13 protein-coding genes and 1 tRNA gene are annotated in these 12,705 nt (G+C 65.2%); 5 read left to right on the top strand and 9 right to left on the bottom strand.

Annotation, left to right across the window (positions count from 1 at the left end):
• The 6 genes from BFL28_RS08135 to BFL28_RS08110 form a co-directional block, all read right to left on the bottom strand.
• On the bottom strand, positions 1 to 248 hold a 248-nt coding region (locus BFL28_RS08135), incomplete at its 3' end, for an adenosylhomocysteinase (protein ID WP_173655708.1).
• 32 nt (positions 249 to 280) lie between these two features.
• Positions 281 to 1,495, bottom strand: a complete 1,215-nt coding sequence (gene metK, locus BFL28_RS08130) for a methionine adenosyltransferase (protein WP_069320078.1) — start codon at positions 1,493 to 1,495, stop codon at positions 281 to 283.
• 30 nt (positions 1,496 to 1,525) lie between these two features.
• A complete protein-coding gene (locus BFL28_RS08125) occupies positions 1,526 to 2,728 on the bottom strand; it encodes an SAM-dependent methyltransferase (RefSeq protein ID WP_069320077.1) in 1,203 nt (400 codons plus the stop codon).
• Between the two features lie 375 nt (positions 2,729 to 3,103).
• Positions 3,104 to 3,179 (bottom strand) — tRNA-Thr (locus tag BFL28_RS08120).
• A 17-nt stretch (positions 3,180 to 3,196) separates the two neighbouring features.
• Positions 3,197 to 4,081, bottom strand: coding sequence for a hypothetical protein (locus BFL28_RS08115; RefSeq protein WP_173655707.1), 885 nt, complete (start codon positions 4,079 to 4,081; stop codon positions 3,197 to 3,199).
• Entirely contained in the window at positions 4,047 to 5,372 is a 1,326-nt protein-coding gene (locus tag BFL28_RS08110) for a replication-associated recombination protein A (protein WP_069320075.1), read from the bottom strand. Before BFL28_RS08110 ends, BFL28_RS08115 begins: the two co-directional genes overlap by 35 nt.
• A gap of 144 nt (positions 5,373 to 5,516) precedes the next feature.
• Between BFL28_RS08110 and BFL28_RS08105 the strand changes: the two genes are divergently transcribed.
• Both BFL28_RS08105 and BFL28_RS08100 read left to right on the top strand, forming a co-directional pair.
• Positions 5,517 to 6,107: a PadR family transcriptional regulator gene (locus BFL28_RS08105; RefSeq protein ID WP_069320074.1), complete on the top strand. Its 591-nt coding sequence runs from the start codon at positions 5,517 to 5,519 to the stop codon at positions 6,105 to 6,107.
• Positions 6,107 to 6,418: a DUF2218 domain-containing protein gene (locus tag BFL28_RS08100; protein WP_069320073.1), complete on the top strand. Its 312-nt coding sequence runs from the start codon at positions 6,107 to 6,109 to the stop codon at positions 6,416 to 6,418. The genes BFL28_RS08105 and BFL28_RS08100 overlap by 1 nt, the downstream gene beginning before the upstream one ends.
• Before the next feature lie 3 nt (positions 6,419 to 6,421).
• Here the strand turns inward: BFL28_RS08100 and BFL28_RS08095 are convergent, their stop codons facing one another.
• Entirely contained in the window at positions 6,422 to 7,567 is a 1,146-nt protein-coding gene (locus BFL28_RS08095) for a glycosyltransferase family 4 protein (RefSeq protein WP_069320089.1), read from the bottom strand.
• Positions 7,568 to 7,643: 76 nt separating this feature from the next.
• On the opposite strand from BFL28_RS08095, the gene BFL28_RS08090 reads away from it, so the two are divergent.
• Genes BFL28_RS08090 through BFL28_RS08080 form a run of 3 tightly spaced genes read left to right on the top strand, consistent with a single transcriptional unit; the run spans position 7,644 to position 10,176 of the window.
• Positions 7,644 to 8,339 carry a glutathione S-transferase N-terminal domain-containing protein gene (locus tag BFL28_RS08090; protein ID WP_069320088.1) on the top strand — a complete coding sequence of 232 codons (696 nt, stop codon included), beginning with the start codon at positions 7,644 to 7,646 and terminating at the stop codon, positions 8,337 to 8,339.
• Positions 8,340 to 8,372: 33 nt separating this feature from the next.
• On the top strand, positions 8,373 to 9,740 hold the full coding sequence (gene radA / locus BFL28_RS08085) for a DNA repair protein RadA (RefSeq protein ID WP_069320072.1): 1,368 nt from the start codon (positions 8,373 to 8,375) through the stop codon (positions 9,738 to 9,740).
• 31 nt (positions 9,741 to 9,771) lie between these two features.
• Positions 9,772 to 10,176 carry a lysozyme inhibitor LprI family protein gene (locus tag BFL28_RS08080; protein ID WP_119184567.1) on the top strand — a complete coding sequence of 135 codons (405 nt, stop codon included), beginning with the start codon at positions 9,772 to 9,774 and terminating at the stop codon, positions 10,174 to 10,176.
• 3 nt (positions 10,177 to 10,179) lie between these two features.
• Here the strand turns inward: BFL28_RS08080 and BFL28_RS08075 are convergent, their stop codons facing one another.
• Both BFL28_RS08075 and BFL28_RS08070 read right to left on the bottom strand, forming a co-directional pair.
• Positions 10,180 to 11,043, bottom strand: coding sequence for a DMT family transporter (locus tag BFL28_RS08075; protein WP_206599094.1), 864 nt, complete (start codon positions 11,041 to 11,043; stop codon positions 10,180 to 10,182).
• Positions 11,044 to 11,132: 89 nt separating this feature from the next.
• A complete protein-coding gene (locus BFL28_RS08070) occupies positions 11,133 to 12,695 on the bottom strand; it encodes a DUF4403 family protein (RefSeq protein ID WP_079247020.1) in 1,563 nt (520 codons plus the stop codon).
• Positions 12,696 to 12,705 lie beyond the last annotated feature (10 nt).

Raw genomic sequence — 12,705 nt, 5'->3', positions numbered from 1 at the left:
TTGCACGTCGCCCAGCGCAGCTCGGCGCCAAGCTCCTTGAGCGTCTCGATCAACACCGCGGTCTGGATCGTCATGTGCAGCGAACCGGTAATGCGCGCACCCTTCAGCGGCTTGGACGCCCCGAACTTCTCGCGCAGCGCCATCAGGCCCGGCATCTCCGTCTCCGCAATCTCAATCTCCTTGCGCCCAAATGCAGCAAGGCTGAGGTCCTTGACGACGTAATCGGTCTTTTCGAGCACGGTGGCCATTTGGTATTCCTTAAACATCAAAAAAGGGGGATTCAGGCGGCCATTGCAGCCTTGAGATCATCGACCAAATCAGTCCGCTCCCATGGGAAGAAGTCGCCGTCGGAGGCCCGGCCGAAATGGCCGTAAGCTGCGGTCTTCGCGTAAATGGGTTTGTTGAGGCCGAGATGCGTGCGGATGCCGCGCGGCGTCAGGCCGCCAAGCTTCTCGATCTTGCCGATCGCTGCCTCGATCTGGTCGTCGCCGACCGTGCCGGTGCCGTGCGTGTCGACATAGAGCGAGAGCGGCTTCGACACGCCGATCGCATAGGCGAGCTGGATCGTGCAGCGCTGCGCGAGGCCCGCGGCGACGATGTTCTTTGCGAGATAGCGGGTGATGTAGGCCGCTGAGCGGTCGACCTTGGTCGGATCCTTGCCCGAAAACGCGCCGCCGCCGTGCGGCGCTGCGCCGCCATAGGTGTCGACGATGATCTTGCGGCCGGTAAGGCCAGCGTCACCGTCCGGACCGCCGATCTCGAAGCTGCCGGTCGGGTTGATGTGATAGACAGTCTCGTCCGACAGCAGTTCGGCGGGGATCACGTCGGCGACGACCGACTTCACATAGGCGTGAAGCTCGGCTTCCTTTTCGCCTTGGTCATAGCCCGGCGCATGCTGGGTCGAGACGACGATCGCGGTGCAGGCAACCGGCTTGCTGCCTTCATAGCGCAGCGTGACCTGGCTCTTGGCGTCCGGCTCGAGGAACGGCGCCTTCCTGGAATGGCGGTCGGCCGCCATCTGCTCGAGGATCTTGTGGCTGTAATAGAGCGTCGCCGGCATCAGGTCGGGCGTGTCGTTCGCGGCATAGCCGAACATGATGCCCTGATCGCCCGCGCCCTCGTCCTTGTTGCCCGACGCATCGACGCCCTGCGCGATGTGTGCCGACTGGCCGTGCAGGTTGTTCTCGAAGCGGAAGCTTTCCCAATGGAAGCCGTCCTGCTCGTAACCGATGCGCTTCACCGTATCGCGGACGGTCTTCTCGATCTCGTCCTGCGCGCCCGGCGCCCATTCGCCGTTTTCATACACGCCCTTGCAGCGAATTTCGCCGGCGAGGACGACGAGCTGGGTGGTCGTCAGCGTCTCGCACGCGATGCGTGCCTCAGGATCCTTGGACAAGAAAAGATCGACGATGGCGTCGCTGATCTGATCGGAAACCTTGTCAGGGTGACCTTCGGAAACGGATTCGGACGTAAACAGATAAGTGTCGCGGGCCATGCAGTTCCCCCTTTTTCGAGGTTGGATGGTTCAGGCAGCGCCCGACTTGCGACTGATCACGTAGCTTTCGTCGTTGAACCAAAGCTCGCCGTTCTTGCGCAGGACCTTGCGGGTCGCCTCCAGATAGAGCGGGCTGCTCATCGCCTCGCCCAGCCGCTCGTCGTCGATCTGCGCGACATAGGTGGCTGCATTCCAGGCGGCGAGCAGCGTCGACGTGCCGATCGAGGCGCTCTCGCTGTCAATCTCGTCGGGCAGCGTGTGCATTTCATAGCGGAACAGCGCTTCTGAACTGGGCAGCGGATCGAACCGGAAATTGGCGGCTTCATCGCCCATCGCCTGCCGTGTTGCCTCAAGCAGCGCATGCCGCGACGTAGTGAACGGGTCCTCGCCGGGCCAGACGATCTGGACGATTTCCAGCCCCGGATCATTGCCGGCCGAATGGATCCCGAGCAGCCGCCCATCCGGACGTAGCGCGCGGGCGAGGGGGGCCAGCACGCGCTTGGCCTTGAATTCGGTTGCCGCACTCAGCCTGAACGGCTGGCTGGCGATGACCAGGTCATAGTCGGCAACCGGCTGGTCACGTTTCGGGATCAGGTCGGCCAGCATGAACTCGCAATCCTCGCGATAGAGGATCAGGGTCGTCGGCGTTTCGGGGATCAGGCTTCCGGTCTTTTCCGAAACCTTCGTCTTCCAGTTTTGCGCGAGGAAGGGTTGCAGCTCAAGGATCTGCCGTTCGAACTCTGCCGTGGTCGCACCCTTGAGCGGGACCGCCTTCCAGGTCATCCGCGCGCGCGCCTCCGGCTTGGACGGCATCAGGTTGGGCGCTTCGGCGTAGGAAATGTTGGTCAGCGCCAATACCGTCTCGGGATGCTCGAAAAAGCGGTCGGGCATCTTGTCGAGGGTCAGGCGGATGTCCTCGAGACTGATTTCCTTGCCCGCGATCAGGAAGGGAAAGCGCGGATATGCCTCGTGCATCGAGCGCATCACGCGCGCCAGGACCGTGCCGTCCCCCATGCCCGCATCGAAGAAACGCACCGCAGGGGGCACCGGCTTCAGCTTGGAAAGCTCGCGCGCTACGCGTTCGGCAACCACCCACTTTTCCGAGCAGGTGTTGACGAACATCAGGTATTTCTGACGATTGTCGTAGAATCTGAAGTTCTGCTCCGTTCCCCGATCGTTGGACTCGAGAGGGGCGCTGACATCGGCCTCACGCGCGGTGCTGATCATTGCCATCAGTGGGATCCTCTTCCATCTGCCTTGCGTCCCGGTCGCTCCCGGTGCGCTGTTGGACGGGTGTTGATCCGCGTGGGCGCGGCGATAAACCACAAACGGTCCCACCCATCCCGATGGGCAGCTTCCCACTCGTTGCAGAGCAGGGCGCGCCCGCGCGTTCCGACGGCGGCGCTATGGACAGTTATTCGACTGCGTAGGCGGGTTAGCAGTCACCGCCAGACCGGCGGTGGTTCTCGCCGTATGCGACTGCACGGTCTGCTGCAGACCTGAACGGACGCAACAGATGTTCGAGCGGGTCAACCGGCTTGGTGCGGTTAAGCGGATGTCGGATCGGCGTGCCAGGCCGATATCGTCATCGGACCATGTCGATCCGAGTGGTGCCGGCTACAGGGATCGAACCCGTGACCTTCGGTTTACAAAACCGCTGCTCTACCAGCTGAGCTAAGCCGGCACGGGACGCGCTTTGCGTCAACTGATGCCGAAGGTCCAGCCCTCTGTTCGCGAGACTTCGGGCGTGAGTGCCGGCGGATGCCACAGATCGTGTCGGCCGGCATTGGCACGCAGCCATGCGGCAGTCAGGATCGCGTCGGTCGAATGGTCGTCATGGCGTGCGAGCGGCATGTGAGGGCGCGAGCCGAGTTGAGCGAGGGCCTCATCGAGCGCTTGCGCATCGCGGATCTTCGAGCGTCCTTTGCGCAGGCCGGCAGCGCGTGCGGCGATGGCGGTGTAGATCTCGACGATCACCGCGCCGCTCGGCGGCACCGGGTCGAATGGCCAGATCGCGACCTTGCCCGACAGGCGGTGGAGCAGGCGCATGCCGGCGAAACTGGCCTTGGCGACCTGCGCCGCGCCGATCGCATCGTAGACCGTGGTTACCTTGCCGCCGCCCGAAGCGTTGAAATGCTGCTCGCAGCGGCGGAAGTGCATGAAGTCGGCCTTGGGACCGTCGGCCGCGCCTAGATAGAAATGCCGGCCACGCCGGCTGTCGAGGAAGCTTGCGGCACCGAGGTCCTCGTCCGGACTGTTCGCATCGACATAGGCCCAAAAGGCGCGCGCATTGGGGGCGCTGCTTTCGCCGGGAAGATAGGCGCCACGATCCAGGATCGGCGCACAGAAACTCATGTCGAAGCCGATCAGCAGCGGCTCGTCGGCATGAGCCTCGATCCACTCGCCGATGGCTGTGCGCGACCAGGCCTTTGTCGGTGGTGCGACCAGCGCCGGCGCGGCATTGCCGATCCCGCAGACCGCGAGCGCGATGCCGGGATGGCGGCTGCCCTTCGCGCCGGACCAATCGATCGCGGCGAAGCGGGCGAAGCGGTCAGTGCTCACCTTGCAATTCGCGGCGGCGCGCATCCCACCAGGCCATGCGCTCGGCGATGCGCTTTTCCAGCCCGCGTTCGGTTGGGGTGTAGAAGGTCTGTGGCGGAAGCTCGTCGGGCCAGTAATTGTCGCCGGAAAAGCCGCCTTCGGCATCGTGATCGTAGCTGTAGCCCTTGCCATAGCCGATCTGCTTCATCAGCTTGGTGGGCGCATTCAGGATGTTCTGTGGCGGCATGAGGCTGCCGGTTTCCTTCGCGACGCGGAACGCAGACTTCATCGCCATATAGCCGGCGTTCGATTTGGGTGCCGTCGCAAGGTAGAGGCATGCCTGAACGATGGCGAGTTCGCCCTCCGGGCTGCCGAGGAATTCGTACGTTTCCTTGGCGGCCAGACAGACCGACAGGGCGTTGGGATCGGCAAGCCCGATGTCCTCCACCGCCGTGCGGACCAGGCGGCGCAGCACGTAGAGCGGCTCCTCGCCGGCGGTCAGCATGCGGGCCAGATAGTAGAGCGCGGCCTGCGGGTCGCTGCCGCGGATCGATTTGTGAAGCGCGGAGTTGAGGTTGTAATGGCCCTCGCGGTCCTTGTCGTAGACGGCGACGCGGCGTTGAAGAAAGTCGCCGAGCTGCGCGGAGTCGAGCGGCGCCTCGAAGCTGACGGAGAACAGGGTTTCGGCCTGGTTGAGCAGAAAACGGCCGTCGCCATCGGCGCTCGCGACGAGTGCGTCGCGCGCTTCGGGCGTGAGGGGGAGGGGGCGGCCCTCCAGCTGTTCGGCGCGGTCAAGCAGCAGGGTCAATGCAGGGTGATCGAGACGGCGCAGGATCAGGACCTGCGCGCGGCTGAGCAGCGCTGCGTTCAGTTCGAAGCTTGGGTTTTCCGTAGTGGCGCCGATGAGCGTGACCGTGCCGTCCTCGACAAAGGGGAGGAAGCCGTCTTGCTGGCTGCGGTTGAAGCGGTGGATCTCGTCCACGAACAGGAGCGTGCGACGACCCAATCTGGCGTGTTCCTTCGCTTCGGCGAACACCTTTTTAAGGTCGGCCACACCGGAGAATACGGCGCTGATCGCGACGAAGCGCAGCCCGACTGCATCGGCGAGCAGGCGGGCGATCGTAGTCTTCCCGGTGCCCGGCGGCCCCCACAGGATGATTGAGCTGAGCTTGCCTGCCGCGACCATCCGTCCGATCGCACCGTCCGGCCCGGTGAGATGGCCTTGCCCGACGACATCGGCGAGCTGCTGCGGGCGCAAGCGGTCGGCGAGCGGGCCGGCCGGTGCGGTGTCATCGGGGGGCGTGGCGGGGTCGAGGCCGCCGAACAGATCGGGCATGATCCGCAGATAGAGGCGAGAGCCGCCCGCCTCAATGGCAGTGCTTCAGCAAAGGTTACGGGATCCTCCGCTCTCTCGAGCCTTGCACGCTAACTACAAAGATATATCTTAGAAGCATCACGACTCGGATACGGAAGGTCTGAAATGTTTCGAGGTAATCTTCATCATCATCATCGCGGCATGGCCGGGCATTTCGGGCCACGAGGCCGGGGCAAATGGGGGCCGTTCACGGTCGAGTGGGACATCAATGCCGACGGCGGGCCAGGGCGCGGTCGGCGGCGGATGTTCGCCGGCGACGAATTGCGGCTGGTCCTGCTCAAACTGATCGAGGAAGGGCCGCGCCACGGCTATGACCTGATCCGCGAGATCGAGGACCGTACCGGCGGCGCCTATGCGCCAAGCCCGGGGGTGGTCTACCCGACCCTGACCATGCTGGCTGACATGGGCCTGATCGCCGAACAGGCGAGCGACGACGCCAAGAAGGTGTTCGCGATCACGACGGCCGGGCAGGCGCATCTGACGGAGCGCGAAGAGGAGGTCGAGGCGCTGTTCGAGCGACTTGCCGGAATCGGCGCGATGCGCTCGCGCAGCCATGGCAGCCCGGTGCGGCGCGCCATGGGCAATTTGCGCACGGTGCTGCAGCACCGGCTGGGGGATGGCGAGGTTTCGCAGGAGACGCTGCACGCGGTCGCGGAGCTGATCGACGAGGCCGCGCGCAAGATCGAGCGGCTGTGATGGTCAGCGCGACGGGTTTCGCCAGGACCGACAAGGCGAGCCGCTATCTTCAGCAGCTGTGCAAGCATTGGGAGCATAATCTGAAGGTCGAGTTTACCGCCGATCGTGGGACGATCGTGTTTCCCAAGGATGCGCGCGGAGCCGATTGGCCGGCGGATGCGCTGGTGACGCTGGACGCCAGACCCGACGGCATGGCGATCCGCATCGATGCAAGCGCGGACGGTCAGCTGGACGGGCTGAAGGGCGCGGTCGAGCGACATATCGATCGGTTCGCATTTCGCGAGGCGCCGCTGACGTACGAGTGGGGGTAAGGCTCAGCGCTCGCGCACCAGTTCCAGATAGGCCTCCAGCACGGCCTGGTTGATGCGGGGCCAGACATGCGCCTGCATGCTGGCATGGCCCGCTGCACCGAAGCTGGCTCGCATGACGGGATCGCGCGCGAGCCGCTCGATCGCGTCGGCATAGGCGGTGATTTCGCGTGGCGGGACCAGAAAGCCCGTAACGCCTTCCTGGACCAGGTCGATCGCTCCGGTCGCGCGAGCGGCAACGACGGGCACGGCGCTGGCCATCGCCTCCGACGTCACGTTGCCGAAGGTTTCGGTGACCGACGGATTGAAGAACACGTCCATGCCGGCCACCGCGCGGGCGAGGTCTTCGCCGGCCTGGAAGCCGGTGAAGATCGCATCCGGCACTTGGCCCGCGAACCAATCGCGCGCCGGCCCTTCGCCGATCACAAGAATGCGGTGGGGTACGTTGCGACGGGCTAGCTCGCGCGCCACTTCGGCAAAGATGTCGAGGCCCTTCTCAAGCACCAGCCGGCCAAGAAAGCCGATCGCGGGCACGCCGTCGGGAATGCCGAGGTTGCGTCGCCACGCGTCGTCGCGGCGCGCGGGATTGAAGCGGGCGTGATCGACGCCGCGCGACCAGATCCCGATCGGGGTGGTGACGCCCCAGGACGCAATGAGGTCGGCGACCGATTGGCCCGGCACCATCACGCGATCGACCTTGTTATAGAATCGCGTCAGACGGCGGATCAGCCACGGCTCGATAAACTGCAGGCCGTAATAGCGCGGGTAGGTTTCAAAGCGCGTGTGAAGTGAGGCGAGCGTCGGGATGCCCTGCCGCCCGGCCCAGGCAACCGCCGCATGGCCAAGAAATTCAGGCGCGGAGACGTGGACGAGGTTCGGGGCAAAGGCCTCCAGATCGGCACGTGGCGCCTTGGGCAGACCGAGCGCGACCTTGTATTCACCGCGCCCACCGGGGACCGGCAATGCGGGAACGCTCACCAGATCGCCTTCCGGTACGAACGCCGGTGTGTCGGTGGTCGGGGAGTAGACGCGCACGTTGATGCCCTGATCGAGCAGGTGGCGAACGAGCTTGTTCAGCGCCTGGTTCGCGCCGTCGCGGACATAGTTGTAGTTGCCGCTGAACAGCGCGACGCGAAGCTCGCCGGGATCCAGGACTTGGTTCATCGGCGCGCCCATAGCGATGCGAATAGGGCGATACTATGTCGCGGTAAACTTGCTGGAGACGATCATGGCAGACCCGTCGCACTTTCCCATCACGCGCAAATGGCCGGCGCAGCACCCCGATCGCATCCAGCTTTATTCCCTCAACACGCCGAACGGGGTGAAGGCAGGGATCATGCTGGAAGAGACGGGGCTGCCCTACGAGGCTCATCTGGTCGACTTCGCGACGGACGATCAGAAAAGCCCGGAGTTTCTCAGCCTAAATCCCAATGGCAAGATCCCGGCGATGATCGACCCCGCCGGACCGGGCGGCCGCCCGCTGGCGCTGTTCGAGAGCGGGGCCATCCTGATCTACCTTGCCGACAAGTCCGGCAAGTTCATCGATCCCGATCAGCGCTACGAAACCATCGCCTGGCTGATGTGGCAGATGGGCGGTCTGGGGCCGATGTTCGGCCAGCTTGGCTTTTTCCACAAATTCGCCGGTCGGGCGATCGAGGACAAGCGGCCGCTCGAGCGATATGTTGGCGAATCCAGGCGCTTGCTGGGTGTTCTGGACACGAGATTACAGGATCGCGAGTGGATCATGGGCGACTATTCGATCGCCGACATCGCCTCGCTTGGCTGGGTACGCAACCTGATCGGCTTTTACGAAGCGCGCGACTTGGTAGGGTTCGATGACTTTCCCCATGTCGCGGCGTGGCTGGAACGCGGGCTGGCGCGGCCGGCGGTGCAGCGCGGGCTGCTGGTCACGGGGAAGGCTTGATGTTCCCCAATCGTTCCTGCTAATCGCCGTGGCATGGCCAAACCGAAGAAGCGTTATGTCTGTCAGCAATGCGGGTCGGTGACCGCGCAATGGGCGGGGCAGTGCGGCGATTGCGGCGACTGGAACACGCTGGTCGAGGATGCCGGCGCGGTGGTGACACCGTTCCAGGCCAAGCACAATCTGCAGGGCGGCGGGCGCATGATCTCGATGTCCGGGCTCGACGCCGACGTTCCGCTACCGGCCAGGATGGCGAGCGGCATCGCCGAGCTGGACCGCGCGCTGGGGGGCGGGTTCGTCGAGGCGAGCGCGACGCTGATCGGCGGCGATCCCGGGATCGGCAAGTCGACGCTGCTGCTGCAGGCGGCGGCGAAGATGGCGTTGCAAGGACTTGGCGTCGCCTATGTCTCGGGCGAGGAGGCGGCGGATCAGGTGCGGCTGCGCGCGCGGCGGCTGGGCCTCGGCAATGCGCCGGTTCAGCTCGCGGCGGCAACGAGCGTGCGCGATATCCTGACCACGCTGGGCGGTGCGCAGCCGCCGGCGCTGCTGATCATCGATTCGATCCAGACGATGCATTCGGACCTGATCGAGGGTGCGCCGGGCACGGTCAGTCAGGTGCGGGCGAGCGCACAGGAACTGATCCGCTTCGCCAAGGAACGCGGCACCGCTCTGGTGCTGGTCGGGCATGTGACGAAGGACGGCAGCCTCGCCGGTCCGCGCGTGCTTGAGCATATGGTGGACACGGTGCTGGCGTTCGAAGGTGAGCGCAGCCATCAGTATCGTATCCTGCGCGCGGTCAAGAACCGGTTCGGCGGGACGGACGAGATCGGCGTATTCGCCATGCAGAGCGAAGGGCTGGCGGAAGTCGGCAATCCGTCATCGCTGTTCCTGACCAGCCGCGACGACAGTGTGACGGGAACGGTGGTGTTCCCCGCACTGGAAGGCACGCGGCCGGTGTTGGTCGAGATTCAGGCCCTGGTGGTCCGGCTGGCGAGCGGGGCGACGCCCCGGCGCGCCGTGGTCGGCTGGGATTCAGGCCGGCTAGCGATGATCCTGGCGGTGCTGGAGGCGCGCTGCGGCCTCAGCTTTTCGACCAGCGAAGTGTATCTCAACATCGCCGGCGGCTATCGCGTGACCGATCCCGCTGCGGACCTGGCGGTGGCAGCCGCGCTGGTTTCCGCGCTATCGGAGCGGCCGGTGGCGGCCGATGCCGTCGCCTTCGGCGAAATCGCACTGTCGGGCGAAGTGCGGCCGGTGGCGCATGGCGCGCTGCGGCTGAAGGAAGCGGGCAAGCTTGGCTTCACCCGTGCGCTGGCGCCGGCGGCGCAAGGGAAGGAGGGGACCGTCGCGCTGACCGGTTTTCGGAACCTGAATGATTTTGTCGGGCATATGCTCGGGCGCTGAACCCATCGGGTCGCGCGGCGTTGGACGAGCCATGAAAAAGTTGATCCTGCTTGCCGCATTGATGGTCCCCGTTGCGGCGCAGGCGCAATGGCCAAAGCCGGTCGAAGCACGGCTGACGGCGACATATCGCCAGTGCATGGCGAGCGGCGCGGCGGCCTTGGGGCAGACGCTGGCGATGAACGTCTGCCAGTCGGAAGAGCTCGAGCGGCAGGACGCCCGGCTCAACCAAGCTTATGTCATGGTGATGAAACGGCTGTCGCCCAGGCGCAAGGCGAGCCTGCGCCGATCCGAACGCGCGTGGATCGCGCAACGCGACCGCAGCTGTAAGGCCGCAGCCGACCGATATGCTGGCGGCACGGCCGCACCGCTCGAGTTCCAGGGCTGTCAGCTGCGTATGACGATCGAGCGCACGCTGTGGCTCGAACGCTATCGCTAGTAATCAGACGCTGCGCTTCACCGGCGACGAGTGGCTGCTGAGCGCGGCGAGAATGCCGGCAATGGCGATGATGCCCATGCCCGTCAGACTGAGCGCGTCGGGCAGATCGCTGAACACCAGCCAACCCAGCACCGAAACGAACACGAGTTGCATGTAGTTGAGCGGCGCCAACAGCGAGGCCGCCGTGTTGCGGTAGGCGGCCGTGAAGAGGAAATGGCCAAGGCCGCCATAAACGCCCAGGCTGAAAAACAGCAGCAGCTCGAACCCGCTTGGCGTGCGCCCGCTGACAAACCAGGGGGCAAGCGCGCAGAAGATGATCGTGCCGGTGAGCGTGGTGTAGAAGAGCAGCGCGATGGTGCGCTCGCTAGCCCCCAGCAGGCGCGAAAGCAGCTGATAGCTTGTATTCGCCAGCATCGCGAGGGCGGCGAAGAGGACGCCGAGTGCGTCCAGCCCGCTGCCCGGGCGCACGATCAGCAACACGCCGCCAAGCCCGAGTGCCGCAGCGGCAAAGCTGCGCGATCCGACTCGCTCGCCCAGCAACGGCCCGGCGGTGAGCGTGACCAGCACCGGTGCGAAGAACAGGATGGCGCTGGTTTCCGCAACCGGCATGCGCTGCACGGCGAGCGCCATGGTGATCGAGGCCACGGACAGCGCAAGCGCGCGGACGATCACCCAGCGCGTGCGCTTGATCGTCACCATTTCGCGCCCGTGTCTCGGCGCCAGGACCGCGACCATCAGCAACAGGTTCACGCCGTAGCGCGCAGCGACGATCAGCGGTGTCTGGAAGTGGCCGCTCAGATATTTGGTCGTGGTGTCCATGCAGGCAAACAGAAACACACAGCCCATGAACAGGGCGATGCCGCGCATGGAATGGCCGTGTTGCATGGCGTTGCCCTAGCGGAAAGCCGCGTCAGAGCAATGACGCAGCTTTGAATGATGCAGAGGCTCCGGCTCGATCAGCGCGGTATTGCGCCTGCCGCCTTGGCGGTTGCCACGGCATTCTCGACCGCTTCGGTCCTGGCCTCGCGCCTGGCCTCGCGTCGGGCACGGCGCTGCGCGACAAGCTGGCTGGCGCGTGCCGGATCGTAGCGCATTGCCGCGGTCGCCTGCGCATCCGCCTCGACCAGGAAGCCGTCGGGCGCCACGCGCAGCCGGCGCAGCTGAGCGCCGGTCATCTCGCCCTTGAACACGAAGCCTTCGAACGGCTGTTCTTCCAGCCAGGCGTCGGCCTTGCGCAGCCCCTCGTCATAATCGCGCGCGAAATTATAGCGCACCGCCTGCGCCATCCGCTCACGCAGCGCGGTTCGATTGACCGCATCGAGCAGCAGGTTGAACGCCTTGCTGTCCGTTTCGCCCGAAACCTGTAGGTCGGCGATCCCGACGATCCGCTTGTCGATATCGATCGCGGGGCGGGCGATGAACCACACCTTGCCCTTGGTCGTGAACGCGCCCGAAACGGCCTTGACCGTCATCCCGACGCCGACCGCGACGCGGCGATCGGGCGTGCCGTAAATCGTGACATTGCGATATTCGGCATCGACTTCGGCGCCGCCCTTCAGCTTGATCTTGCGATAATCGATCGACTGGAGCTCGCGTAGCGCCGCGGCCTCGAGCACGTCGTAGCGGACCAGCACGGGGACGTGGACGTTGATGCCGCCCGGGGGCAGGCCGCGCATCAGGTTGGGCAGCGGCGTGACGGGCGGGTCCTTGGGCCGATCGCCGAAGATCGTCTCGGTTCTGGCTTGCGCCGCAAAGCCGATGCTGAGCTGGCCGTCGCGGATCGAATAGCCCGCCAGTCCGATTCGCTGGGGAGTGAAGCGCGCCCAGATCAGCGGATCGGACTTCACGCGCACCGAGGTGAAGCCCTTCGCCCAGATCTTCGCCACCTCACGCTTCGCCTGCACCCGATCGAGCTTGGCAGGCAACGTCCGTTCGAGCTGCGCCAGCACCTTGCGGAGTTCCGGATCGACCTTGTCGGCGAACTCGATGCGCTGTCCCAGGAAGTCGATGCCGATCTTGTTCGTCCAGGCATAGTCGGCGTCGATGTTGGCACGGGGCGTCCAGTCAGGCGCCAGGCCGAGCCGCACGCGTGCGGTGACGTTCATCGCACCGGTCGCGGTCTCACGCTTGATCAGCTTGCCGATATTCTCGGCGTACACCGTCGTGCGCACCGGCATGGCCAGGTTGAGCACATTGCCCGCGCCAGAAAGTCGGATAGGCCCGCGCACCACCTGGCCGCGCAGCCGACAGGTGACGTCGGGCAGCAATTTGCTCTCGGTCTTGACGCACACGCGCTGCGGCTCGTCGATGCGGTAGAGGGTGGCGGGAATCTCGGCGTTGATTTCCCGTTCGATCGTCGCGAGCGGGATGCCGACGGGGATGCGCAGTGTAGAAGGCTGTTCGGGAAGCGACAGCGGCTCGGTAAGGCGCGGCGGGGCAGGGTTCGACGTCGTGTCGCTGCAGGCGCTGAGCGCCGCCGCTGCCATCATGCCAAGGAGTGCGCCCGCCCTAATCTGCATCAGGGCGACT

The organism is Sphingomonas turrisvirgatae, from assembly GCF_001721295.1.
Taxonomy (GTDB): domain Bacteria; phylum Pseudomonadota; class Alphaproteobacteria; order Sphingomonadales; family Sphingomonadaceae; genus Sphingomonas; species Sphingomonas turrisvirgatae.
This window is presented reverse-complemented; position numbering and strand designations above follow the sequence as displayed.

Bases quoted from the DNA above. Each gene is read 5' to 3' on its own strand.
- metK (WP_069320078.1), bottom strand. From the start codon at position 1,495: ATGGCCCGCGACACTTATCTGTTTACGTCCGAATCCGTTTCCGAAGGT.
- BFL28_RS08110 (WP_069320075.1), bottom strand. From the start codon at position 5,372: ATGCCCGATCTGTTCGGCGGCCTCGACCCCGCCACGCCCCCCGATGAC.
- BFL28_RS08115 (WP_173655707.1), bottom strand. From the start codon at position 4,081: ATGCGCGCCGCCGCGAATTGCAAGGTGAGCACTGACCGCTTCGCCCGC.
- BFL28_RS08100 (WP_069320073.1), top strand. From the start codon at position 6,107: ATGGTCAGCGCGACGGGTTTCGCCAGGACCGACAAGGCGAGCCGCTAT.
- radA (WP_069320072.1), top strand. From the start codon at position 8,373: ATGGCCAAACCGAAGAAGCGTTATGTCTGTCAGCAATGCGGGTCGGTG.
- BFL28_RS08070 (WP_079247020.1), bottom strand. From the start codon at position 12,695: ATGCAGATTAGGGCGGGCGCACTCCTTGGCATGATGGCAGCGGCGGCG.
- BFL28_RS08080 (WP_119184567.1), top strand. From the start codon at position 9,772: ATGAAAAAGTTGATCCTGCTTGCCGCATTGATGGTCCCCGTTGCGGCG.
- BFL28_RS08090 (WP_069320088.1), top strand. From the start codon at position 7,644: ATGGCAGACCCGTCGCACTTTCCCATCACGCGCAAATGGCCGGCGCAG.
- BFL28_RS08125 (WP_069320077.1), bottom strand. From the start codon at position 2,728: ATGGCAATGATCAGCACCGCGCGTGAGGCCGATGTCAGCGCCCCTCTC.
- BFL28_RS08075 (WP_206599094.1), bottom strand. From the start codon at position 11,043: ATGCGCGGCATCGCCCTGTTCATGGGCTGTGTGTTTCTGTTTGCCTGC.
- BFL28_RS08105 (WP_069320074.1), top strand. From the start codon at position 5,517: ATGTTTCGAGGTAATCTTCATCATCATCATCGCGGCATGGCCGGGCAT.